Here is a 26240-nt window from a genome sequence, read left to right on the forward strand (position 1 = left end):
TTTAGATTCAAATCAGTTTAGCAGCATTGATGTATCGAACAACACTTTACTGGAAACATTGGGGCTGAATAACAATCAGCTGAGTGCCATTGATGTCAGTCGTAATACCGTTTTGACTCGGCTGGACCTTGATAGTAATCAGCTCAATAGTATTAATGTTACTAGTAATCAGTTACTTGATACGTTGCATCTAGATGATAATAAATTAACAGCGATAAACATCACTGACAACCCCGCACTTAGTATATTAAGTTTAGATAATAACCAACTAACTACGATTGATGTTAGTAAAAACTTATCTCTAACAAGGTTGGATCTTGATCGTAATTTACTGACCGATATTGATATTTCTAAAAATGTTTTGTTGGTTCGATTGGGGGTGAATGGAAATCAACTTAGTAAGATTGATGTGACTAATAACATTGCACTACAAATTCTGGAACTGGACAGTAATAAGGTAACTACCCTAGACATAAGCCGTAATTTTATTTTAGAGATATTGAGTGCAGACAATAACTTACTGGGCAATATAAATGTGAGTAGTAATGGGCAGTTGACATCTCTTAGTTTAGAAAATAATAATTTAACAGGCATAAATGTTGAAAATAATGTCAAATTAGCCTTTTTTAATTTAACTAATAATAAATTAACTTCGCTTAATGTGCTCAATAATGCAGCACTTACATCACTTAGTTTAAATGATAGTCAGCTGGAAAGTATTGATGTTACATCGAACTTGTTATTAACATCTTTATCATTAGATGGAAATGCGTTGACAAGTGTAGATATCACAAAAAATACGTTTTTAAAAACGCTAGACTTAGATAATAATCAAATAACAGTATTAGATGTGTCATTCAATCGTGACCTAATAAACTTATCGGTTGATCAAAACAAACTATTGGAACTAAATGTCGACAATAACTTGAACTTATTGAAATTGAGTGTTGATAACAATAATTTAGTGCGTATAGATATCAATTCAAACACTGCACTGTTGGATTTTAGTGTTGATGGTAATAATTTATCACAACTCGATGTTGCAAATAATATTGCGCTTACCGAATTTCATGCCGCACAAAACCAACTTACTGAAATTGATTTATCTTTCAATCCAAAGTTGGTAACAGTGAGCTTGTTCGAGAACAAATTGACCGAAATTGATATTGAAAATAATAAAGAGTTGAAACTTTTGAGTGTTGGAGCAAACAAAATTACGAGTATAGATGTTACGAGTCACACCAATCTGTTGCAGTTGAGAGCGTATGAAAATCAACTGTCAGAGATTGATGTATCTGCAAATTCAAAATTACTGGTTTTAAGTTTATATAGTAATGAAATTTCAGGAATAGATGTCTCGCGTAATACTTTATTAAAAGAACTCAGTGTTGGCGATAATAAGTTAGAGGTGATAGATGTTTCTAAAAACATGTCATTATCAAGCTTGAAGCTATATGGAAATAAGCTTGCGGATATTAATGTGAATGAAAATACTGTACTTTCAATACTCAATGTTGGAGGGAATGTCTTGAACAGCATAGATGTATCTAAAAATTTGGAATTAGTTGAGTTTAGCGCTTACAACAATAATTTTATAGATGTTGACCTGTCTAATAATTTAAAACTATCTAAAGTAAGTTTGTATGGGAATCAATTACCAGCTATTGATATTGTACTACTGCCTCTGTTACAAGAATTAAATTTAAACAATAACAACTTCTCGAGCATTGATCTGACAAACAACCCCAGCTTAAGCGTTATTGATTTAAGTAACAATAAGCTTGGCTTTTTAGATGTGTCTAAAAATGTAAAATTACAGGCGTTAGAAGTTTATAGAAACGAGTTATCTCAAATTGATGTAGGCACTAACGTAGAACTGAAAATACTAAGTGTGTATGAGAATAGCTTATCCAACATTGATGTGAGTAAAAATATAGCGCTTGAACAACTTCAGTTGGCTGATAATGCATTAACTGTTGTCGATACCACTAACAATGTTGCACTTGTTGATTTTAATATTTATCGAAATAACTTGACCACCTTAGATGTATCGAAAAATATTAAACTAACAAGTTTAAAAGCATATGATAATGAAATTTCCAGTATTGATCTCACTGAGAATATTCAATTAGTGGAATTGAGTTTAGGTAGTAATCAACTGACAAATATTGATGTAAGTAACAATGTTGCGTTAACTTCACTAAGGCTATACAGTAATGATTTTTTGATGCTGGATCTATCAAAAAATACCGCATTGCTTGAGCTTAATCTCAATTTTAATCAGCTCTCCGATATAGACTTAAGCAATGCATCCATGTTGAAGCAGTTGGAGTTAGAGCGTAATTCACTAGCGAGTATTGATTTAAGTAAAAGTGTGCAGTTAGAAAGTGTTAATTTACTTAGAAATAATTTAACGAATCTAGATGTTGTGTTAAACACGCAGCTGAGTTCACTTAAATATGATGCAGGAGTGAGTTGTATTGGGGCTGCATGTACTTTGCAAAATTAAAACCCTAGTATAGTCGTAACCCTGGCGGAAGGCCCGTGATAGGGTAAAGAGACAAATTTAAAATAGACTGTGAAATTGAATCTGTGGTGGCACGTATAACGAATGCTTTAATTTTTTTACAACGCCTTATTGTCATTTAATAGCACGGTGTGTAAGCCGTACTTTTTTGTATAGATTGTCAGCTCTATCATAATATTGGAAAGAGTCCATTTTACCCAATATCACATAAATGAGGGAGGTTGTGTTCTACGTAAGTTTCAATGAACATAGAAAACTTTACTGATAAAGGCACAGATTCAAATCACGAATTATAAATTACTTTAATTTTTAATGCCTAAACTCACCCAGTATTTTGGATCAGTAATATTTCTGCTGGGATCCAGAAAAGGGTTATCAATATGAATAACTGAACTCGACTGCCATTTTGAAAGTGGAAATAAGTGTTTAGTAGAGCTATGGGTCTTCATATATTTATCAAAGCTGCCATCCTCAATCGCTTTGTTGAGTCCATTTGCGAGGTTCGTTATGAGTTCATGGTTGTTTTTACGAGTAAAAAAGTACATTGGAAATGGGTATTTGAGAATTAATTTATCATATACAATGAGGTCAGGCATAGTCTGATTTCTAGATATTACTTCGGAATGTGCTTCATTAATTCCTCTTGGAAAAGCAAAGCATCGTCCAGAATACGCTTGTTTAAACATGTTCTCATAGATGGTATTTGGCATAACATTTAACCCCGCAGCAATCATAATATCGGTATCGGGCCAATGGGAGCCTTGACATAGCCGATGCTGCTTGAGTTGTTCTAACGTTGATATTTTTTTGAGTTTTTCAATGGCACGTTTATGCGCAGTAAAAACTCTATAACCGAGTAACCCCTTAACTAAAGGAATGGGGACAAAGCCAAGGGCACTTTCTCGTTCAGAGTCAGTTCCAGCCCAATAAATATCAATAAGTCGACCAGCTTTGAGCTCATTCAGAGCCCGTTGTTGCACCATATAAGGTGCGAATGTGATATCGACTGGCTTGTCGATCTTTTCATACGCAAGCTTTATTAACCCAATATAGTAGTCATGTGTACTATCAAATTCTGATTGAGCGCCTCTTACCTTTAATGTTTGACCATAGCTAGGCAGTATAAAAATCAAACCAAAAATCAGTATTAAAACATGATGCATCGTATTTAAGCTCATTATAGTAGCTGTATTTTAAGTATAGAGTGCCGCTTCTGTTAGGCAAGTGAACCACTTATACGGTGATATAAAACAAAATGGCTACCCACTTTTGTAAATAGCGACTAAGTTTTATAGACATGTTGTACAGGTTGTTTGTAATGGTTGAATTGTTAGCACTTGATACTAAGTCGATTAAAAACTCTATTTCGATGAGGTTACTAAGCTCCGTATTGTCTATTTATTTTCTCTTAACCTTGCTCGTGACAGGTATACACATTGCTGTGGAATACCAAGATGCCAAAAATGAAGTACAAAATGTGCTTGAAGCATCAGAGCAAACATTTCATGACATATTGGCGACCGATCTGTGGAACTATGATCTTGAGCAATTAAACATTACTGCGGAAAGTATAAAAGGGTTACCAGACATTACAGGTGTTGAAGTGATGGGCGCCGACAAAAAAGTTCTGTTCTCTAGTGGTAACACGCTTGAGCGCACAGCTGAAAAAGAGGGGTTATTTTGGCATGAATTTACGTTGATCAAAACAATGAATGATGAGGGCACTGACTTAGGTCAGGTGCGGTTATATTCAGATCGAAGTGTCATTATTAACAGCATTAAGTCTGGTGTTTATACGCTTGCAATAAATGCTGTTATTAAAACGATGGCGTTGGTGGTACTAGTCACCATCGTGTTTAGAAAATTACTGACGGTGCCACTTGGCATGTTAGCACAGCATGCAAATTCGATTGACCCTGACCATGCTGTATTTAAACGTATTAGCATTGCAAAAAATAACAATGATGAACTCGGTGTTGTTCAAAATGCACTCAATAGCATGATGGATAAAACAGTAGAGACAATCAAAAAGTTAGACACAGTTAATCAAGAGCTTGAAGAAAGAGTGATTGAACGCACCGAAAAATTAAACCGGACGGTAACTCAACTTGATGTAGAACGCGGAGCGCTTAAAGAAGAAGTTGCGATACGTCAACAACGAGAAGCTGCATTAGCGCAGTCTCTCGAAGATTTGCAACTTGCACAAGGGAAGTTAATTGAATCTGAAAAACTGGCGTCATTGGGTGGATTAGTTGCAGGGGTAGCGCATGAAATAAATACCCCTGTAGGGTTAAGTTTGACTGGTATTTCTCATTTTGAACACATGGTTGAAGATATTAATAAGCAGTTTAAAGCAGGAGAATTAGAAGAAGATGACTTTGTGCGTTTTACAAAAGATTCAGCAGAGCTGGCGAAAACAATTCATGTCAGTTTGGCCAGAGCGGCAAACTTGGTGAAAAGCTTTAAACAAGTGGCAGTGGACCAATCATCAGAAGAAATTCGTCAGTTTGATATTTTAGATTATTTAAAAGAAACCATGACGAGCATGCACAGCCAATTAAAACAAAGCGCTGTGCGTTTTAATGTGCAGTGTGAACAACAAGTACTGATGATGACAAGTTACCCAGGTGCGTGGGCACAAATCTTCACAAATTTGATTCAGAATACCTTAATTCATGCGTATGACAAGGGCCAACAAGGTACGGTGACATTGACTTTTCAATTAGAGGCACAGCAACTGCTTTTCGAGTTGAAAGACAATGGCAAAGGGATGAGTGTTGACACAATTGAGAGAATATTTGATCCCTTCTTCACGACTAATCGTTCAAATGGGGGATCAGGGTTAGGTATGAATATTATTTATAATATAGTGACGCAAAAATTACATGGCTCTATTTCAGTTAAAAGTGAACTTGACGGGGGCAGTACATTCTTAATTTCTACGCCACGAACATTATCTGATAAGTAGATAGGCAGCAATATGTTTAAAAAAAAGTCTAAATCGGATAGCAAGCCGAAAGAATCATGGAAAGTACTCATTGTGGATGATGAGCCCGATATTCATACAGTCACGAAAATAACACTAGGTCGGTTTGAATTTGACGATAAAAAAATTGAATTCTTAAGTGCCTATAGTGGATCTCAAGCAAAAGAAATTTTGGCGGCACACTCAGATATTGCATTGGTATTTTTAGATGTAGTGATGGAGTCTGACGACGCGGGTTTGTTGGTTGCACAGTATATAAGAGAAGAATTAAAAAATACTTTTGTACGTATTATTTTAAGAACAGGCCAACCCGGACAAGCTCCAGAAAGAGAAATAATCGTTAATTATGATATTAACGATTACAAAGAAAAAACAAACCTAAGCAGTGATAAATTGTTTACTGTGATGTATACCGGCCTGCGGGGGTATCGTGATATTTTGTCGATTGAGAATGCCCGTGCTATGTTAGAAAACCACAGAGTGGGGCTTGAAAAGGTCATTGATTCTACTGCAAGTTTGTTTAGGATCCGCTCTCTAGATAAGTTCGCTAATGGGCTGTTGGTTCAACTGGCATCTTTACTTCATGTAGATAAAAATGCGTTATGTGGAGAAACCAGTAATTGTGCTGTAAAAAAGGTTAACGATAACTTTGAAATAATCGCCGCGACAGGAGTGTTACAACCCACAGTGGGCGTTACTCCCGATCTGCCAGAAAACATTATTGCGTTATTTAACCGAGCTTGCGCTGAGCAGAAAAGTATACTGAATGCCGGTGCATTTGTTGGGTATTTTCCAACGACGAATACAGGTATTAACTTAATTTACCTAGAGCGAGTAGGCCAGATTGACGCGTTAGACAGGCAATTACTAGAATTGTTTTCTCATAATATATCCGTTGCATTTGAAAACTTGGCCCTTGATAAAGAAATCTTTGATACGCAGTCAGAGATCATCGACACGTTGGGTGAAGTTGTTGAAAGTCGATCAAAAGAAGCTGCAAATCATGTTAGGCGTGTATCCCACTTATCAAAAGCATTGGCTGAATGGGCGGGGCTAGCTGAAGATGAAGCTAATCAACTATTTATGGCATCGCCAATGCACGATGTAGGAAAAGTGGCGATTCCTGATTCGGTGTTATTAAAGCCAGGTAAGCTTGATGCATCTGAATGGGAAATAATGAAAAGCCATGTTTCGATTGGCCATGATATTTTCGCACGCTCTAAACGACCAGTGCTGAAAGCGGCCGCGATTGTTGCTGGTCAACATCATGAAAAGTATAACGGGAAAGGGTATCCTAATGGTCTTGCTGGCGAAGATATTCATATATTTGGTCGTATCGTTGCGCTGGTTGATGTATTTGATGCGTTATCGCATTCTCGATGTTACAAGGAAGCATGGCCATTAGAGGAGGTTGTCGCGTTGTTGAAAGAAGAAAAAGGTGGGCATTTTGATCCAAAGTTAGTCGACTTATTCATCGAGAACATTGATAAAGTGACACATATAATGGATTCATATCCAGATTAGCGTACAAATACAGAGTTGTGGCTTGGATTAAGGGCTAATTATTATGCGCCTAGCAAGGGAAGGTGTTTTATCTCGTGGTAGGTTAACGCCAGTTTTATACAGTGTGTAATAGCCTGTTCAGGAATGGCTTGTGAACGATTTAACACAATTGCTCGATTGCCTTGGTATTGTAGTTCATTAGGGTATAGTTGCCGAAATGTATCGACGAGCTTTGTATTACAATTAAAGAACAGAAAATAGCTATCTGGAGATGTATTTTTCCAATCAAGGCGAATAGCGGTTCCTGATTTAACCTTAAAGCTAGGTTCGCCCCATTTTAGCGTTTCCTCCAGAACACCTGCACTGAGTTCAGTGGCCGTGTTGACAATTAAACGACGTAGATAAGTGAGCTTCAAACAAATATCGTCAGGATAAGCGTTGAATTTATCTGCAATCACTTTCTTCATATATGACTCCTAACGGGATAAATAATTAGTGGTATTGTTATTGGCGAGTTTGCCAATTTATTATGACGGTAGCGATGTTGTTTTTAATGGCAAAATTAAAATGCCAATTTATTTTTAAGGCTATTTTTTCTACTAACTGTAACCCCAGTCCGAAACACTGTGTATCTGATTCTTCGTTAGTATTTACCAGATTGCTAATGATGATATGATCTTCATACAGGTTAATAGAAACGGTGCCAGCAAAACTATGTTGAAAAGCATTTCGAATTACATTGGAAAGTATGATACGCAACAGTTCGTCTTCTATATCGACGGTGTGATCAGTTTGGGATAATTCAGTAGTGACGGGTTTACCTTTGAGTAAATAGCTTTGAAATTGAATGATTTCTTTACAGCATTGACGAATTGAAATTTGCTTTTTTGGTATTTTTTTATTGGACTCACGTGCCAGCCAGAGCAAGGTATCAGACAAATTGATCATATTATTGCTGGCTCTGAGCGCTCTCGTTAATGATGGATGGTTTGCGTCGGAAACTTTTATTCTCAAATTGATGGTATCTAACGATGCTTGTATCGTAGCTAAGGGAGTTCTTAGCTCATGACTGGCATGTTTTAGAAACAGACGTTCACGTTCGTTAAGCGCATTCATTTGTTTGATGTTAGTCATTAACTGGTCTGCAATTTGATTTAATTCACTAATTGAAAAGTCTAAGTAGATGTCTTCTTTGGGATTATCTTGAATTTTTTTAGACCAAGCTACAAGGGCTGTTAATGGCTCCAACGCGCGCCTTAAAATCCAAGATATAACAAAATACAGAGCAGAGAATAATATAACAGTTAAAATTAAGGCATGAATGAAAGCGTTGGTAAATAGCGGGGTTAGAAACTGGTCAGCATTTTTCGCGTCTTCAACACCCGTAAAGTAGATGTCTCCGTAGTCTTTGACTTTACTATATAAGATATAAACATAGTCTCTTTGGCCTAATTCAGAAGTACGTTCGATTGTCACAGGAGACATAAGCTTAAGTTTATTTTTATCAAATAGCTGCCTTATATCAATGGGGATTTGTTGCCAGGAACGGTAAGCACTAAACTCTTTACGCTGCGGCAATTTAATATTTTTATTCACATTAATCTGATTTATCACGCTGTTTGCTTCTAAACGCAAGTAGCTATCTGTTGTTGCGTCTACGACATAAATAACGAATATAATGACAAAAGCAAGACATGTTATAAACAGTACTATGGCAATAGATATGAGCTGCCGCTTAGTGCGTTCAGCGATACTCTGGGCTGTTTGTTTTGCAATATGCTCTGTCATCAAGTAGTTGCTTCTCTAAGTGATAACCCAACACCCACATGTGTGTGAATAAGCGTGGCAGGAAATGGTTTATCAACTACTTTCCTCAGCTGATGAAGGTGTACGTTGAGCGTACCAGTTTCAACATCTTCATGTGGCCAAATATGCTCCTCCAACTGTGTTTTTGTAACCACTTGAGGGCTATTTCTAGCGAGAAACTCCAGGATTTTCCAGCCAGTAGGTGTGAGCTTGAGTTCAGTATCAGCTCTCATTGCTCTGTGTTCTTTGGGGAAAATAGACAAATCACCGACGATAAAACTGGCTAATATTGGATTATTACGGCGGTGAAGCGCTTGAAGCCGCGCCCATAGTAATGACATATGACAAGGTTTAGTCACATAATCATCTAACCCGGCTGCAAATCCCATTAGTTGTTCTTCGTCTGTATCGCACGCTGTAAGCATGAGTATAGGGGTCAAACATCCTTGGTCTCTGAGAGTTTTACATACATCAAAACCATGTATTTTTGGCAGCATGAGATCAAGAATAATGCAGTCAAATGGGTTGTTAATACTAAGCTCTACACCCATTTTTCCATCATATGCAAAGTCACATTCAGCGCCATGCATTTCCAGGTAATCGGATATAGCGAGCGACAGGTCTTTATCATCTTCGACGATTAATACTTTCAATTTAATACTCTCTATTTCGTTATTTATACATCATAGCTGATAGCACATTAATCATTTGGTCAAAATTGCATTGCATGATGAGTAATATATTTTTAAGTAGCGCAGACTTGCGCTGTAGGCCTGCATTGTGACAGTGTCGTTATTAACATGGTATTAAGGTGATTGAAGTACTTTAATGACGCGTAATATACCATTGTAATGGTCATTTTTTACAGGGCTTTAATATGTAATAACCTGCTCTAAAACGTTGTTTTAATGCGCTAATTGGTGCACGTATACAGCAAAATATCTCTTTCTCAACGTAATAATGATACCTCCTTGAGCGCAGTCTTAATGTTTTCTTAATACTTGTTTTGTAAAAATTGCAGTATGCAGCGGTTTATTCATCATCGCTTTAGAAACCGTGCAAATTGGTGGTATTCAACTTGTCTGCCGTTGAATTTTGCGTAGAAGTCGTTTTGGGGAATGTTATGTCTCGTAAGTTTTGGTTTATTGGTTCAATTATTTTTATGGTGATTGTGTTAACAGCACTTGAGTATATGGAAGACACGATTGATATTGTTGAAAAAGATAATATTAACACTGTGCGTGAGGTGAGTGTTATTAATAAGCGTGTTGGTACCCATGAAGGTGTTATTAGAGTATTTGCCGAAATAAAACCTCGCTGGGCAGTCACCCTCAAAGCACATGTTGATGGTGAGGTTATTGAGGTAAAGGATAGTGCACTGGCCGGTGAATATAACGCGAAGGGAGATGTCCTCATAAGAATTGAAGATAGTGATTACAAGGCTCATTTAGCGTCAGCGAAACAAGCACTCGCGGCAGCAAATCTTACCTTATTTACAGAACAAGATCGGGCTAAAAGAGCCTTAAAAGATAGAAAAAAGTCAGGTATTCAGTCTGAATCGTCAGCGATACCGCTGCAGCTAGATATTGCTAAGAAAGCGGTATCGGCCGCTAAAGCCAATATAAAAGCGGCTGAAATGAAAAAAATTTATACCACAGTTGTCGCACCATTTTCAGGTATTGTAACGCACCGTTTTGTTAGCATTGGACAAACAGTGAATGTGGGTGAACCACTGCTTAGTATACTTGATCAAACAAATCTTGATATTACGGTTTCGTTAAACAATATTCAATGGCAAAACCTTGCAACTCAGTGGGAAAAGCGAACTGCTCAAATTAAAAGTAAACAAGGTGATAGGGTAGCGTACGCCAAGATTAAGCGAGGTGGTGGGTTTCTAGACCCGAAGACTCGTCAGCATAAACTGTTTTTAGAAATCGATAATGATGAGCGAAATAATGTACTGTCAGGCGATTTTGTCAATGTAGAAATACCCGGTAGAGCAGTAGATAACTCATTATTGATCCCGGCCAGTGCATACACGCGTGAAAGTACAGTTTGGTACATAGATGAAGATAACCGGTTACGCTATTTCCCAAGTAATATACTCTTCTATCAGGGAGATAATTTAATTATTACAGCGCCAATTAGTCGCGTCGCTGGTGATTTTAATATTGTAATAAACCCTCTCGCGTCATTTATCGCAGGTAAAAAAGTGAATCCTTCGTTTGAAGGAGCTACATTAAGATGAGTATGCTAACAAGTTGGTTCATTCGAAACCCTGTCGCAGCAAATTTGATTATGCTACTTATTCTTGTCATGGGTTATATGACAGTCAATGGCATGCGCATAGAAGGCTTCCCTAAACTTCCAGCCGATACCATTATTATTGACACAACTTATTACGGTGCGTACACCGAGCAGGTTGATGAACAAATAACTCAAAAGGTTGAAGATGCACTTGAAGGCCTCAATGGAATAAAAACGATTAAGTCTTTTTCTTACAATAACGGCTCACAAGTGAGAGTCGAAAAAAATGCAGGTCATGACTTACAAAGGTTGCTTGATGATATTAGGTTGCGCATTGACGGCGTGGCGACGTTACCAAGTGATGCAGAGCGGCCAAAGATCTCCCGTAATGATTTTGATTTCCCTGCGCTGTACGTGATGTTGGATGGGGAAATAGATCAAAAAACATTGCAACAATTAGCCAAGACACTAAAAGAAAATTTACTTGAACAACCCGAAATTTCTAAACTCAGACTGTTAGGGGAAAAACAGCCAGAAATGCGCATTGGTACTAACCCAGATGAGTTAGAAAGGTATGGGTTAACGATTAGCGATGTGGCAGCAGCCATTAAGAAATCATCGCTTCTTTCCACCGCGGGTATGTTAAAAACCAAGGGCGCAAATATTTCACTTCGCGCTGACAGTCAAGCCTATTACAAAGCGGATTTTGAAAACATCCCAGTGATAGAAAATGGAGACGGTACGCGGATACTTTTACGAGACATTGCGATGGTCGAAGATCAGTATCAAGATGATGATGTTATTGTCCGCTTTGACGGTAAACCGGCAATTGGTATGGAGGTGTTAATTGGTCGCAAGGAAAATGTATTACACATTGCTGATGTGGCAAAACGTGTTATTGCAGATTTTGAGTCTCAGCTTCCACCTGAAATGAGTGTTTCAATGTTTGGTGATTCTAGCAGCTATATTTCTGACAGATTAAGTCTATTAAGAACCAGTGCTATTCAAGGTTTGCTGTTGGTTGTATTTTTGTTAGCGCTCTTTCTACACACTAAGTTAGCCTTGTGGGTAGGTATGGGGATTCCTATTTGTATTGCTGGGGCACTTGCCGTAATGGGGACGAGTTGGATTGATTATTCGCTGAATGACATCACAACATTTGGACTAATTATCGCGCTGGGTATTCTTGTCGATGATGCTGTTGTAGTAGGGGAAAGTGTGTTCACTGAAAGAAGGCGGCACAAAGATCCCATTGTAGGTACTGAACAAGGTGTTAAGAAAGTCGCTACAGCAACCGTTTTTGGTGTATTAACAACAATCGCTGCTTTTTTACCTATGATGTTAATTCAAGAGGGGTTTGGCAAAGTACTTTCTGCATTTTCTGGTGTGGTGATTTTAGCGCTGTTATTTTCACTTTTTGAGAGTAAATTTATCCTGCCAGCGCATCTAGCTTATGTCGATATTGATAAGAAACCGTCTACTTTTGTGGTGGCTCGCTTATGGAGTCAGTGTCAGCATTTTGCGCAAACAACCTTATCTCGATTTAGGGATGGCATTTATGCGCCGGCGCTTAATTGGGCAATTCGTCAACGTTATGCGGTGTTAATTACATTCGTCTCTGTTGCGCTTCTCGGTATGGGGCTCATTGAAAATGGTAAAATAAAATCGATTTTTTTCCCTGATGTACCTGGGCAAATTATTCGAGTTACTATGGAGATGGATCCAAGAGCACCTTATTCAATGACCATAGGGAACATGGAAAAAATTGAGAAAATAGGAAATGAGATCAATGACTTTTATATTCAAAAAGGGGTAACAGAAGCTGCACCAATTAACCATATGCTTAAAGTAGTTGCGGGTGCATTTCAAGGGGAAATATATGCTGAGTTGTTGCCTTCAGAGTCTCGTAAAAACCTCAATACTTCTGACATCGTTAACCTATGGCGTGAACGGGTTGGGGAGTTAGAAGGAACAATTAACTTGAAATTCTCAGCGTCAGACGAAGGGACAAGCGGTGGTTTGGAATTGTACTTATTTGGTAAAAATGAAGCCATTCTCAAAGAGGCTAGTAATGAATTAATGCAGGAGCTTAACGCAATTCAAGGGGTTTACAATCTAAGAGATAGCATTAAAGGAGGTCAGCCTGAAGTACGTTTGCTTCTTAAGCCAGAAGCGAAGCATTTGGGTTTTTCTGCACAAGATTTGGCTTTTGAAATTGGCGGGCGATTTACGGGGGTTGAAGCCCAGAGAATGCAACGAAGTGGCGAAGAAGTTAAGGTTTATGTCAGTAACAATAAAGAAAGCAGTCGCACATTAGAAGATTTGATGCAGACCAGAGTAAGGAGCCAAAATGGGGAGTGGTATTCATTGCTCTCTATAGCTGAAATATCTTCGCGCTATGCCAGCGACTACATTGAAAGACGAAATGGTAAGCGTGTTAATAATGTGCAAGCTCAAGTAGATGAGGGAATTGTTTCTAATACGGAAGTTGGTCAGCAAATCACAGAGGTGATCGTGCCAAAGCTCAAAGGTATGTTTCCAACAATTAATGTGGTTGTTGGCGGTGAGTTGCAAGAAGCACAGGCACTGAGTGGCAGCTTGAGTCGCGCATTAATTGTCATTTCTGTACTGATCTACGTGTTGCTCGCGATCCCTTTAAAATCTTACTTTCAGCCTTTTATTATTATGGCCGTTGTGCCGTTTGGTTTTATTGGTGCCGCAGCGGGCCATCTTATTATGGATGTACCGCTTAGCTTATTGTCATTTTTTGGCATGTTGGCACTCACTGGCATTATCGTGAATGACTCTTTGGTCATGATGACGCGTTTTAATCAAGAACGCGCCAATGGCTTAGACATATCAGCAGCGCTTATCAGTTCAGGTGTCGGCCGTTTCCAAGCGATTTTTTTGACCACAGTGACCACGGTTGCTGGGTTGATACCACTGATGTCGGAAACGTCAGAGCAAGCACAATATTTGATACCTGCTGCTATATCATTAGCCTATGGTGAAATATTTGGCACCGCGATCACTTTGCTCTTAATTCCTGTGCTCATTGCAATTGCCGAAGACGCAAAGGCTGTAATTAAAAAACCAGTTAGAGTGAATGATGCATCGGCATAATTGTAAAAGCGCCTTGAAAACACACGATGATGGCCGGCATATGATGTATCTACTTTATGCTAAGGTAAGGGGTTAATGTTATGACATCCGTAGCCCCAATCTCTTTATATCGGATCATTACAGCAAACAAAACCAAGGTGACTATCAATGCTATTTTGACCACTGTAGAGATTACGTTGACTGCTTTGGTACCCATGTTTATAGGGTTTGCTATTGACGGCTTATTGGCAAAAGAGACAACAGAGATGTTTGTTTTAGTAGCAATTTTGATTAGTTTAATCGTGATGAGTGTTATTAGACGGTTTCATGATACTCGCGCGTATGGGGAAATAAGAGTCAAAGTACAAGCAGAGTTTGTTAAAAATAACGCCTCACTCAGTACCTCAGTGCTGAATGCGCGATTAGACATGGTACGCGAGTTCGTTGACTTCTTAGAGGAAAGCGTACCAGAGATATTAAATGCGGTGATTCAATTTATCGTTTCTCTGGTTGTGTTGTATTTTCTTAATCCTATGTTGGCCATAGCTGCTTTGTGTAGTGGCGTGATGATGTTGCTTATTTATACTTTGTTTCATGGCAATTTCTATATACTTAATGGTGCGTATAATAAGCAATCAGAGCGGCAAGTTACTATTTTAAATACTGGCTCGGTATATAAACTTGTTCGTCATTTCAATTATTTAAAAGAACTAGAAATTAAGCTTTCAGACCGAGAAGCGATACTGTATGGCAGTGTGTTTATGGTCTTGTTAAGTATGGTTGTGTTTAACTTATGGTACGCAACATTGCATGGCGCGATGAGTGCAGGTGTCATATTTTCTATTGTGAGTTATTCGTTTGAGTTTGTTGAAGCCGCAATTGTTTTGCCAATGACGCTGCAAAGCTGGTCGAGGTTGACAGAAATTACAAATAGAATTAACTCAACAGACATAGTGCATATAAAAGATATAACGGATTAGTTTATTTTTCGAAGGTGTTTTAATATTGCTTGAAAACGGGAGGTTTAATAGTTCGAACTATGATGCTGTAAAGAGTGTATAGCAAAGGTTGATAACTTATTTGTATCAACCTTTGCGTGTGTCACGGTATTATCTTACGCCTAACAACGCTTCTTGCTCGGCTTGGCTGGCAAGGTATTCGTCGAACGTACCGTGGAAGTTTTCAACTTTCTTATCTTTTATATCGATAATTCGAGTTGCCAATGACGATACAAATTGACGGTCATGACTAACAAAAATCAATGTACCTTGGTATTCTTTTAAGGCGTTATTTAACGCTTCAATGGCTTCCATATCCATGTGGTTGGTGGGCTCATCCATAATTAAAACGTTCACGTCTTGCATCATGAGTTTACCAAACAACAATCGGTTCTTCTCGCCACCAGAGCAGTTTTTGGCTTTTTTGTTAGAGTCATCAGCGGTAAAGAGCAACCGACCTAACATGCCGCGTACCATTAAATCGTTATGTTTGGCTGTACGCCATTGCGACATCCAATCAAAAAGTGATAAATCATTATCAAAGTCTTTAGAGCTATCTTGTGGGCAGTAACCAATTGATGCGTTTTCAGACCACTTCACGACACCTTCATTGGCTTGAAGCTCGTTCACTAAGCAACGTATGAAGGTGGTTTTACCTACTCCGTTTTCACCGATAATGGCAAGCTTTGCGTTTGACTCTAAAATGAGCTCTCCTTTTTCAAACAGCACTTCGTCTTCAAACCCATGGCCAAAGTCTTCTAGAATAAGCGCTTGGCGATGCATTTTTTTACCTTCATCGAAGCGTAAGCTCGGTGCAATACGGCTTGAACTTTTTACTTCGTCTAAGCTAATTTTGTCCATTCGCTTCGCGCGAGAGCTTGCTTGCTTAGCTTTGGAGGCGTTTGCACCAAAACGGTTGACAAAGTCTTGTAACTCATCAATTTCTGATTGTTTTTTGGCATTGCCAGCTAAAAGCTGCTCCCTGATAAGTGAAGATGCTTCAACAAACTTTTCATAGTTACCAGGATAGATACGTAGCTCACCGTAGTCTATGTCGGCCATATGCGTACAGACGGCATTTAAAAAGTGCCTATCGTGCGAGATAATGATCATGGTGCACTTACGCTGATTTAATTCGTTTTCTAACCAACCAATAGTATGAATATCAAGGTTGTTAGTTGGTTCATCCAGTAACAATATATCTGGATTGGCAAATAATGCTTGTGCCAATAACACGCGCAGTTTCCAGCCTGGCGCAACTTGAGACATCAAACCAAAATGGAACTCTTCTTCAATACCCGCTTTAAGCAAAATATCACCTGCACGGCTTTCTGCGCTATAACCATCCATTTCGGCAAATAAGCTTTCAAGTTCGGCAACTTTCATTCCATCTTCTTCACTCATTTCTGGTAATGAGTATATGCGATCACGCTCTTGTTTTATTTTCCACAGTTCTGTGTCACCCATAATGACAGCATCAACAACCGAGTATGCTTCGAAAGCAAACTGGTCTTGACTTAAGTTACCAACTTTAAGGCCCGGTGTGATAGACACATTGCCAGAAGTAGGGGGGAGCGCACCACTTAAAATTTTCATGAATGTTGATTTTCCGCAGCCGTTAGCGCCAATTAGGCCATAACGATTTCCGTTACCAAATTTAGCAGAAATATTTTCGAACAAAGGTTCTGCACCAAACTGCATGGTGATATTCGCGGTTGAGATCAAGATGAATTCCTAAGCAAGGTGAGCCCACAGTCAAACGATCTGTTGTGTCGTTTGCAATAAGCGTCAGGGTTGGTCTATCTAAACAAGGTCGCGAATTATACAGATATGAGAGACAGGCTGTCGAGTAAAGCTTTACTTAAACTGTAAATAACCACATTTTGTGATCAATTGAGGCGTAATTATAGTGAATAGGGGTGAATTTATTTAGCTTGGATGTCTATGACGCAGTATGTTGTGACTGTACAAATAGTGAACTTATGACAAATGTAACTTCAAAAAACGGTCATTTTTACTATATTAGCCGCTCACATAAATGAAAGGATTTAGTATGAAATTTACCGCTGTATGGCTACTCGCATTGAGCATTAACGTGTTTGCGTTAGAACCAAGTGAAAGTGAATATAAAAACAATGATTTAGCAATAAACAACTCACCTCAAGCGATCACTGGAGATTTTGATTGGTATCGCGCCAATTCAGCTTCTTGTCGAACAATTCGGTCGATGATATTTCACAGACATCCGGGCACCGAACATTTAACCCCCGTTGCTGTACCGGTCATTTACACTGGAGGAAACTGTTGGGCTGCCGGTCGCACAACCTCAACCGATGCGCCTAAAGTGATGTATGACGAAGTGAGCGACATTATCCGCAGGCAATTTGCAACGGTTGAACATAATTTTAAAGAAGTCTCCACCGATATTGTAAACAATATTGCAGCGCAATCTGACATGAGTATTCGAAGTCATAGTGCGTATATTGAAGATTCGATGACATTGAAAATTAATGGTCAAGTTGATGCCCAAGGAAATGTCCCTGTATCGATAGAAGGCTTTGATGTTATTGCAAAAAGTAAACTGCGAAAAACGCAATTGGGACTACGCATATATCTTCATGTAGAGATAAAGTATGCAGATGTGAAAATTACCGGCAAGTATAATATTCACACTCAACAAATGGTACTAAACCCGCAATTATCTAATTTCAGACCGGATGTGAAAACAGAGGTAGATTTACCTTGGATCATTGATTTGATCAATGATTTAACGCCTGAAATTTTCAATCAACTATACACTGAGTTTAGCCGTATGGTGATTGATGTATTCGAATTTGTAGGGGTTGATATGAGCATAGAGGTAAAAGAAGTTATAAAGCACAATGTTAAGTTTATCTCCCAAAGTATTGTACCAATACGAGAATTGGATAATCGTCGCACAGGAGACACCATTCGCCTAGAAATGGAGTTTAAACGCGGGTATTTGAAAGTGAAGGATTCAAACACCAGTTATATGATGTTTGCGTTACCTATGTTGCCTTAGGTTTGGTAAATTACAGGGCTATTAATAGCACTTAGTTAGTAGCCCTATGCATTCAAGTGCGACAGTGTCCTTCCTTAGTTTTTTGATTGAGATAAACCCTCCTTTAGTACAATTGATAGTTACTTATAAAATAGTAGATAATGCTAAGCAAATTAATGTAATACAGCGTTTTCAGTATGGAAATTCAGCAACAAACCCGTTTTAATATTCTTGTTTCCCAATGCGTGTTTGCCTATGCCTTGCTCGTTGTGGGCTTAGCGATATTAATGCCAATATTATTGGAAATGAACGTAGGGGAGTTCATTGAGAATTTGATTGGGGGTGGGATTGGCTTTTTTCTAGTAAAGCATATCCGAGAGGGCGATCAGAAGATGCTCGCATTAGCGATACTTTATTTTGCTGTGCAGTTGGTTAACATCAACTATGGTGATTTGAGCCTAGGTTTGAGCTTTGGCGTGATGATATCTGTTGCATTCAATGTAGATGAAGTGAGTGTGGGGATTAACGTGCTTAGCGTAATACTAACGGGAATGACGGCTGTTGCGTGGCTAAAAAATAAACCTAAAAAGTATTAAAAAGGTTGCTTTTTTATTGGCGACGTTCACGACAGAGCAAGTTATCGCGTGAATTGAACGCTTATTACTTGCCTATTCAGCGCAGTTTTTATAAATAATATTTTGGTAGTGGCTTAGCTAATAGTAGCGCACTACCAAATGCATTTTGTATGAAAATTTACTTCTCTCAAATGCAGTTAAGCAGTGCCCTGTTAGTCTAAATTTACAAGCACTTTATCTAATAGTGCAATAAGATCATTGACTTCTTCTTCGTTTACATTTGAAAAATTACACTTTATTTGCTCTGGAATATGTTGAGCTTGCACTTTAAGGTCAAGACCACCGGCAAGCAGCTTTACATGCTTTTTTCGTTTATCATATTCATTTGACACAATGCGAATGAGAGACTTAGTCGTCATCTTTTTTAAAATCAGCGTTAAAGCGCCACCATCAATGGCGGTTAATTCTCTTAATTGTGCAATGGTTATATTGTCTTGTTCCCATAATGCCATCATAACCACATACTGCGGGTAGGTTAGATCTAACGCGTCTAAATGCGGACGGTAGCGCCTTGTGACACTATTCGACGCCATATATAAACGATGGCATAACTGATTTTTTAACTTTAATTGCTCGTAGCTCATAGTACTCTCCTTGGTTATTATTTTACTTTGCACACAAAGTATTTGCAATCAGGAAATTTATTGGTATATTAGTTTGTATGCAAACTAAATTGCTACGTAAAAAACATAGTTTAATAAACGGAGAATGAATATGAATACATTACAAACTGTTGCTTATACAGCAAATGCTACTGCTACGGGTGGACGTGAAGGAAGTGCGCGCTCTGATGATGGTCGTTTAGAGGTAAAACTGTCTACTCCAAAAGGGTTAGGTGGTGATGATGGCGCAGGCACAAACCCTGAGCAGTTATTTGCAGCAGGCTATGCAGCCTGTTTTATTGGTGCCCTTAAGTTTGTGGCTGGGCAAAGTAAAGTAAGTTTACCCGCTGACACGAGTATTGACGCACAAGTTAGTATTGGCCCTATTGAAGGTGGCTTTGGTATCGCAGCTAAGCTTGCAGTATCTATTCCGAATATGGATAAAAGTAATGCTGAGGCTTTGGTAGAGCAAGCCCACCAAGTGTGCCCTTATTCAAACGCAACACGTGGTAATATTGTTGTAGAGTTGTCTGTGGTATAAGTTTTGTTGCGGGAGTGTCTTGCTGCTTTGTAATTTACAGCTGTAATTGTGGAGACCTTGTTGTGCAAGGGTCTTTGCAATATCTGAATCAGAGTGCCAACTTAGTATCCGTTTTCTCATCCAGCGTTAATTTTATTTCTTCCTAACAATAGGTCGTCATCTGACAATGGTGATTCTATCCAGTGACTAAAGCACTACACTTTTTTACATTTTCTCACATTTTTAATTGCTTCATGCCAAAGCACAGATTAGTATGTGCGCGAAATTTAGTATAAAGAAGTTATTATGAATAAATTTAAAACAGTGATACTTACTTTGATGACACTTGTGTTGTCTGCATGTGGGTCGACACCACAGCCTACAATAGAGCTTCAATCGCAGCTTTTGAATCAGGAAAAGCGAGTTGGTATATATGTAACTGAAATAGAGGCTCCGACCACAAGTATCTTCGGAGCATCGTGCTTACTGTGTTATGGTGTGGCCGCCGCGGCAAACTCCTCTTTAGATAAGCACTTGGAGTCACTACCAAGTTCAGATCTGGCGTCTACGAAAGAAATTATTTATGAAGGCTATAAAAAACAGACTAATGCTATTAAGTTCATTGAGTTAGATAGTAAAACACTCAAAAACCTTAAAAAGTTTAAAGGTGGTTTAGGCTTTGCTAAAAAAGATTTTCGTACTCTAAAAGAAAAGAATAATATTGACGTTTTAGTCGTCCTGCAATACTGGGCTCATGGTGCTTATAGATCGTATCAAGGGTATATTCCAACCTCAGATCCACAGGGCTATGTAGCCGGTATCGTATATTCGGTAGATTTAGAAGACAATAAGTATCTTCAATACCAAGAACTTGATAAGAAAGTAGTTGTATCAGGTGAGTGGGATGAACCGAAACAGCAATTTCCCGGTGTAACAAACGCGTATTATCAAGCAATAGAGCAAGCTAAAGTGTCACTTGAAAAGATTTTTCTATGAAGCGTCTTTTACAACTAGTATTACTTGTTGTGTGTATTACAGTCTTACAAGGCTGTAATACGTTGAAACGAGATGATTATGTTAAAACCAAGTTGTTATCAAAAGCAGAATTAATTCCTAAAGCTGAGTTTCAATTTACCTTAAATCCAAATACACCAATTGACTTAAGGGGGAAGTATTCTCATGATCGTTCGGTCGATAGTGTCAACGTATTGTATTATGGTACACCGGTTACAGCCTTGGCACAGATGCTATCTCATGCAGCCTTAACATCGAGTGCTAAAGAAGGAAAATTAGCGGAGCAGCAATTACAAGCGAACGAGAGTGTGGAGCCAATACGCAGAACTGTAAAATCTCTAACCAATCAAGCCTTGCTTAACGGGCACGCGGGCTATGTCTCTGGACTAGCACTTTCTGGCACTCAAGTTATTGAAGTAAAGCCAATTTTCTTTGTAAACCAAGAAATGACAGAAGTGTCTTTGACATTAGTTGCATGGATAAATGCACATAACTTCTCTGAAAAAAAATCCAATAGAAAAAACCAGAAAAGTAAAAAATATCATAACATTATTAAAGTACATGCATCGCCGATAACCAGTGGTGAAATAAATGATACAGCTGAAGGTAAAATAAAAATACAGGCCCATTTGTCTCGTTTATTTACTTCAGCAATTGATAGCTTAGAAAAAGACGTTTCAGGGTTTTATTTAAAGGCGACAATACCGCAAACATTACATATCGGGCAAGGTAGTAAAAAGCAGTTCTTAAGAGGAAATGTGTTGGAGCATTCATGTAAGACAATTGTCGTTCAGAATTTACGGAAGTGGATTATTAGATATCCATCAACTCAAATAACTAATCTAGAAAAAAACTGTAGTTAATCTACAGGTGGCTAAATGTTACCATAGTTAACCAGCTTGTTTATTGTTCTCTTTTTGGTTTTATTAATATATTAATATTGGTTTTTATTTCTTATTTTTTTGTGATTAATTTAATGTAAATTTTTATTGAAATAAAAATTTTGATGAAAAATTATTGCTTGTCACGTATTATTATTCTTTGATTTTGTTTTTTACATTGATGTAAAAAATATGTTTGTTATTGGTAATAACAGTAAGGAAAGAGTAATGAATAAGGCAGAAACCAATCTTTGTTTTTTTAAAAAATACAAAGTATTGATGCCCCTATATGTGTTGATGTTGTGTATGTCCAATTTTGCATCAGCTGTGAGTGTCTATGGAAAAGTGACACATTCTTTAAGTGTATCTTCTAATATTTATCTTGGTGAATCAATACACGTTAATTGGTCACCACTTTCAACGTATTCTAGTGTAAATTTCTCGTTTGCAAAGCTAGGAGTACGCCATAATGGTGGCAGTTGGAGTTTTACGGATTATCGTGGTTCAGGCACAACTATTTCACCTTCTCAAACTGGCACATGGTGCTTTATTGTTCGTGGTTGGGATAGCACTGCAAACCAGTTTGGTTTATTTGGTGCTGAACAATGTACAACCGTAAATAACCCGCCGGTGCCTAATAACCCAAATACTCCCTCTGGTTTATACTATTCACCGATAAATCAATCATACTCTATATCGTGGAATAGTGTCCCTTATGCGGCTCATTACCTAGTGAATGGAACAGTAGTACGCGCTAATAGTTATTCACACTCGTATACTTCATATGGTAATAAATCACTTGTTGTTCAAGCTTGTAACATGCTTAATCAATGTAGTAGCGGAAGTCAAAAGGACTTTTATATTTACACTGGGCCGGGTACACCAAATATTGTAAATCCGGCAAGTTCGGTGACGAATATTGAAGAAGGGAGTAGTGTTTCTTTTTCATGGGGAACGCCAGGCGGAAGCGTACCAGGTATTCGTTATAAAGTTACTAAAAACGGTGAGACTATTTCCTTTTCAAGTGATAAGGCGTTTTCTGATGTCTTGCACATAGCCGGTACATATAGTTATTCTATTCAGGCAGTTAATCCAAACGGTTTGTACGGAGGAAGTGTTAATAGGACTGTAATAGTTTCGAAAAAAGAGCAACCATTAACCCCGCCTAATATCGAAGTTCAATATGAAGGGAAAGCGGCTTATTATATTCCGGTGAATAAAAAATTTAGTGTACTTTGGCCGCAAGTGGACGGAGCGACATATCAGCTGACAGAAACATATGGTGTACAAAGTCAAATCGTAGGTAATGCACCACTCACCAATATTGAAAAAGCGCGCCATGGGAAATACCAATATACGGTCGCAGCCTCAAACTCAAAAGGATCGGTGAGTGCTGAAGCATCTGTTTACGTTTATACCTCTCCTGGGGCGCCAAAATTACAGGGCAATCATTTACAGCTGGGCACAAATGAAGGTTTCACAATCAATTGGGAACGAGCTGGAGGATTGATTGCAGGTGCTTGGTATGAAGTGAAACGCAATAGTGAACTTTTACAAAAAGACACAAAGCAAAGTTATACGCAAGCGCTCGGGTTTAGTGTAGCCGGAGTATATCAATATGTTATATCTGCTTGTAATCCTGAGTTAGCATGTACAGACAGCACTTTCTTTGTAGAGGTGACGGATCCGGTAACATCGCCTAATGCACCAACAGGCACTGCTAGCCTAGTAATGGAAAGGAATACGTCGACACTGGTTGATAACTACTATAATCCAAGTGAAAAGTTGATATGGAATATTTCAGCGGTTGCAAGTGCTTCATATTATAATGTTCAAATTAAGCCGTTGGCAGAGAATGTAAATGCAGGTCTTAGCAGTCACTCTAATCTCAGTGTTATAAAACATCGAGTGGATTTAGCCGGCAATTCAGATGGCAATAATGTTTGGTTCAATTTTGGACAATTATCATCTTTGAATCAAAGTTTAACATCAGGTCAAAGTGTCAGTATTAAACTGACTCCTTGTAACGAGCATGGTTGCAGTATCTCAGAGCAACGAGCTTACAAACTGGTGTATGTGGCATGGCCTGAGCAAAGTGCTTACTATGAAGGCAGCCCAATGCATATTGCATCTATCGCTGGCGAAGTGGATGGAACACAGAATTTTATTTTTAATAAACTGTGGCCTAGGAACAGAGTTCAATCGAGACCAGATCAAAATACTGAAACTTTTCACTTTTATGAGTTATCAGCAACAGAACTGATGGATGCATATATGTATCCTTACAAAAAAGAAAATGATGTATATGTATTAGATTATCAGCATAAGTTGTTTGATGCTGTGTCTCTTTGGGATATGGCTGTTAGGGTGAAAGGTAATGGTACACTGAATGATACTGTATTACCTGAACCGCATAATAGTTTCAAGATTGTCAGTGAACGCCATCGTACAAGAGAGTTTTTTGATAATGTATTTGGTGTAAAAGATCATTTAATGCTGAAAATAAGTGAAAGTAACCATGCTTTAAAAGATTTTAAAACTTGGCATTTATTTAAACCGTTAGGGAATGAACGTAGTGCGCTACTTGATGGTTTACATGAGTCAGCTAGTCAATACACAGGGAGCGCACCACGAAGAGGGTTTTATCTGACTTTACAAGCGCCTAAATTATCTTGTGATAGTCAGACATCATGTAATAACGAGCAGAATGCGCGTATACGTGAATTAAAAATATACATTGATGAAGCACTAGAACAATTTGCCTTATTTAACTTATATAACCCGAATACACATGTGAGATTTGCTGGATTTAAGTGGAGTGCTGAGTCAGCTGCAGTAATAGATCCCGATAAGTGTAGAATAGACATAGCGTATTGTGGTAATGAGTTGAATGAAGTATTAGCCGCAGTGAAGGCGCATATAAAACATAGAAGTGAGCACCTAGAACTGGTTATGTCTGCGTATTCGAGAATACACGATTATGCATATGCAAGTGAGAAAACGTTCTCGAGTATGTCTTGTCAATTAAATAATAACCAAAGGGAATGCATAAATAAGTTGACGACTATTAAAGCCTCAGGATTTGAAGAACATTTTGATAAAATTTGGTTACAACCAAATGCGGCAATACAGCGTTTTGATTCACAAAAGCGCAAGGTCGAAACCTTAGTTGGCCAGGATATAGACTACCAAGGTGTAGATCGTGAAATATTAGATTGGTACAACAAAGGTATATTTCAAAAGCTAGAGCATGATGATTCGCTCGATAAATATTCAATGCTTATTGAGTACACTCGTCACGGTGGGGAAAGTAAAGTAAATGATCAAGCGATGGAGTATGGGTTATCACTAATTAACCCAAATAATGTTGACCCAACGCATAATAACTATATTTACGAGTCATTTAATGGTCGCCTTGACGAAAGCAAAGGGTATTACGGTGATATGAGCTATTACTTTGATTACATTATGTCAGAGTTTCCTGCATCGTTTAGAAACGGGAATAAAACATATGCGTATGACGATAACGGTGGATTAGTTTATTGTTATGCAACATATTTAGCTAAAAAACCAGATAACAAACAATGTGATTATGCCGCTTTACTTAACGCTAAGGTCGTTCGTTACAATTTGATTGAATCGGTAAGTGATATTGCTTCTTTGTACTCATTTGTATCTGCAACTCGAAATGGTGGGGCGAATTATAAAGGAGATAACAATTTATTTCCTGATAGCCCGTTGTTGAAGCTAACGAGAGGTGTAACTAAAGAGTCATCACGTATAAATATCGCCGGTACTGGAAAAAATCAGGTATCTGTCAAAGCTCTGGTCAGAGCTAGATTATTAGAGACTGAGGCTTTTAAAGATAGCGTTGAGGCTCTAACATGTTCTGAACAACCATCTATTAAAGTCACGTTTTATTCGGCACAATCTTCGGCGTTAGCTGAACGCGAAATTCAGTTAAGCCCAGCACAATTGAAGTACGCGTGTATGACCCACGAAAGGCGCAGAGCATATTTAGATGGTGGGAAAAGTGAGCAGAAAGTAATTATTGGGGGTGCAGAAGCAATTACGACGTCTCTTTGGACAACAGTTGATAATTGGGAGCTATTAGAGAGTGCAATCGACATCCCTGATGGTGCAGTGACGATGCAAATTGAGCTTCACACTATCCCAGTCAATGGGGTTCAGAGTAATTTAGAAAGCTACTTATTTTATAGGCCAGAGTATAAAGTTCATTAACTTATAAAACGTATGTGGGAGACAAGTGTATTTTGTCTCTCACATATACTCTGAAGTTATATGTTTGTGTACTCATCATATTTATTTGTGTAATAGCGAAAATTTCACATATCCTACTTTTAGTATGTCAAACAACCCACACTAGTATCTAACAT

Annotated in this window: 17 protein-coding genes and 1 pseudogene; 12 read left to right on the forward strand and 6 right to left on the reverse strand. The window is 38.2% G+C overall.

Annotated features, from left to right (window positions below; translation table 11 throughout):
* Positions 1 to 2509, forward strand: a pseudogene (locus J8M01_RS22880) (hypothetical protein); the annotation flags it as partial.
* Between the two features lie 320 nt (positions 2510 to 2829).
* Here J8M01_RS22880 and J8M01_RS22885 read toward each other — a convergent pair.
* A complete protein-coding gene (locus J8M01_RS22885) occupies positions 2830 to 3705 on the reverse strand; it encodes a hypothetical protein (protein ID WP_211059466.1) in 876 nt (291 codons plus the stop codon).
* A 140-nt stretch (positions 3706 to 3845) separates the two neighbouring features.
* Here J8M01_RS22885 and J8M01_RS22890 point away from each other — a divergent pair, with 140 nt between their 5' ends.
* Together J8M01_RS22890 and J8M01_RS22895 are read left to right on the forward strand one after the other, a co-directional pair.
* Complete coding sequence (locus tag J8M01_RS22890) at positions 3846 to 5495, forward strand: ATP-binding protein (protein ID WP_211059467.1); 1650 nt, start codon at positions 3846 to 3848, stop codon at positions 5493 to 5495.
* Positions 5496 to 5507: 12 nt separating this feature from the next.
* Positions 5508 to 7037: a DUF3369 domain-containing protein gene (locus J8M01_RS22895; RefSeq protein WP_211059468.1), complete on the forward strand. Its 1530-nt coding sequence runs from the start codon at positions 5508 to 5510 to the stop codon at positions 7035 to 7037.
* A gap of 41 nt (positions 7038 to 7078) precedes the next feature.
* Here the strand turns inward: J8M01_RS22895 and J8M01_RS22900 are convergent, their stop codons facing one another.
* The 3 genes from J8M01_RS22900 to J8M01_RS22910 are packed head-to-tail and all read right to left on the reverse strand — an operon-like array spanning position 7079 to position 9475.
* Positions 7079 to 7483 carry a DUF1801 domain-containing protein gene (locus tag J8M01_RS22900; RefSeq protein WP_211059469.1) on the reverse strand — a complete coding sequence of 135 codons (405 nt, stop codon included), beginning with the start codon at positions 7481 to 7483 and terminating at the stop codon, positions 7079 to 7081.
* Between the two features lie 37 nt (positions 7484 to 7520).
* Complete coding sequence (locus J8M01_RS22905) at positions 7521 to 8804, reverse strand: HAMP domain-containing sensor histidine kinase (RefSeq protein ID WP_211059470.1); 1284 nt, start codon at positions 8802 to 8804, stop codon at positions 7521 to 7523.
* Positions 8804 to 9475, reverse strand: a complete 672-nt coding sequence (locus tag J8M01_RS22910) for a response regulator transcription factor (protein WP_211059471.1) — start codon at positions 9473 to 9475, stop codon at positions 8804 to 8806. The genes J8M01_RS22905 and J8M01_RS22910 overlap by 1 nt, the downstream gene beginning before the upstream one ends.
* Before the next feature lie 470 nt (positions 9476 to 9945).
* Here J8M01_RS22910 and J8M01_RS22915 point away from each other — a divergent pair, with 470 nt between their 5' ends.
* From J8M01_RS22915 to J8M01_RS22925, 3 genes are all read left to right on the forward strand, one after another.
* Positions 9946 to 11070, forward strand: coding sequence for an efflux RND transporter periplasmic adaptor subunit (locus J8M01_RS22915; RefSeq protein WP_211059472.1), 1125 nt, complete (start codon positions 9946 to 9948; stop codon positions 11068 to 11070).
* Positions 11067 to 14192: an efflux RND transporter permease subunit gene (locus J8M01_RS22920; protein ID WP_211059473.1), complete on the forward strand. Its 3126-nt coding sequence runs from the start codon at positions 11067 to 11069 to the stop codon at positions 14190 to 14192. The genes J8M01_RS22915 and J8M01_RS22920 overlap by 4 nt, the downstream gene beginning before the upstream one ends.
* Positions 14193 to 14272: 80 nt before the next feature.
* The gene (locus J8M01_RS22925; protein WP_211059474.1) at positions 14273 to 15151 is read left to right on the forward strand and encodes an ABC transporter six-transmembrane domain-containing protein; all 879 of its coding nucleotides are present in this window, start codon (positions 14273 to 14275) and stop codon (positions 15149 to 15151) included.
* Positions 15152 to 15280: 129 nt separating this feature from the next.
* Here J8M01_RS22925 and J8M01_RS22930 read toward each other — a convergent pair whose 3' ends face one another.
* Entirely contained in the window at positions 15281 to 16894 is a 1614-nt protein-coding gene (locus tag J8M01_RS22930; RefSeq protein ID WP_211059475.1) for an ABC-F family ATPase, read from the reverse strand.
* Positions 16895 to 17222: 328 nt separating this feature from the next.
* Here J8M01_RS22930 and J8M01_RS22935 point away from each other — a divergent pair, with 328 nt between their 5' ends.
* Both J8M01_RS22935 and J8M01_RS22940 read left to right on the forward strand, forming a co-directional pair.
* Positions 17223 to 18212: a hypothetical protein gene (locus J8M01_RS22935; RefSeq protein WP_211059476.1), complete on the forward strand. Its 990-nt coding sequence runs from the start codon at positions 17223 to 17225 to the stop codon at positions 18210 to 18212.
* A 176-nt stretch (positions 18213 to 18388) separates the two neighbouring features.
* Complete coding sequence (locus tag J8M01_RS22940) at positions 18389 to 18787, forward strand: hypothetical protein (protein ID WP_211059477.1); 399 nt, start codon at positions 18389 to 18391, stop codon at positions 18785 to 18787.
* A 191-nt stretch (positions 18788 to 18978) separates the two neighbouring features.
* Here J8M01_RS22940 and J8M01_RS22945 read toward each other — a convergent pair whose 3' ends face one another.
* Positions 18979 to 19410: a MarR family transcriptional regulator gene (locus tag J8M01_RS22945; RefSeq protein ID WP_210998040.1), complete on the reverse strand. Its 432-nt coding sequence runs from the start codon at positions 19408 to 19410 to the stop codon at positions 18979 to 18981.
* A 130-nt stretch (positions 19411 to 19540) separates the two neighbouring features.
* Here J8M01_RS22945 and J8M01_RS22950 point away from each other — a divergent pair, with 130 nt between their 5' ends.
* From J8M01_RS22950 to J8M01_RS22965, 4 genes are all read left to right on the forward strand, one after another.
* On the forward strand, positions 19541 to 19969 hold the full coding sequence (locus J8M01_RS22950; protein ID WP_210998039.1) for an organic hydroperoxide resistance protein: 429 nt from the start codon (positions 19541 to 19543) through the stop codon (positions 19967 to 19969).
* Between the two features lie 285 nt (positions 19970 to 20254).
* Positions 20255 to 20944, forward strand: a complete 690-nt coding sequence (locus J8M01_RS22955) for a hypothetical protein (protein ID WP_247671249.1) — start codon at positions 20255 to 20257, stop codon at positions 20942 to 20944.
* Positions 20941 to 21825: a hypothetical protein gene (locus J8M01_RS22960; protein WP_211059478.1), complete on the forward strand. Its 885-nt coding sequence runs from the start codon at positions 20941 to 20943 to the stop codon at positions 21823 to 21825. The genes J8M01_RS22955 and J8M01_RS22960 overlap by 4 nt, the downstream gene beginning before the upstream one ends.
* A 246-nt stretch (positions 21826 to 22071) precedes the next feature.
* Positions 22072 to 26085: a hypothetical protein gene (locus J8M01_RS22965; RefSeq protein WP_211059479.1), complete on the forward strand. Its 4014-nt coding sequence runs from the start codon at positions 22072 to 22074 to the stop codon at positions 26083 to 26085.
* Positions 26086 to 26240 lie beyond the last annotated feature (155 nt).

It is taken from the genome of Pseudoalteromonas sp. MMG005, assembly GCF_018101015.1.
GTDB lineage: Bacteria > Pseudomonadota > Gammaproteobacteria > Enterobacterales > Alteromonadaceae > Pseudoalteromonas > Pseudoalteromonas aurantia.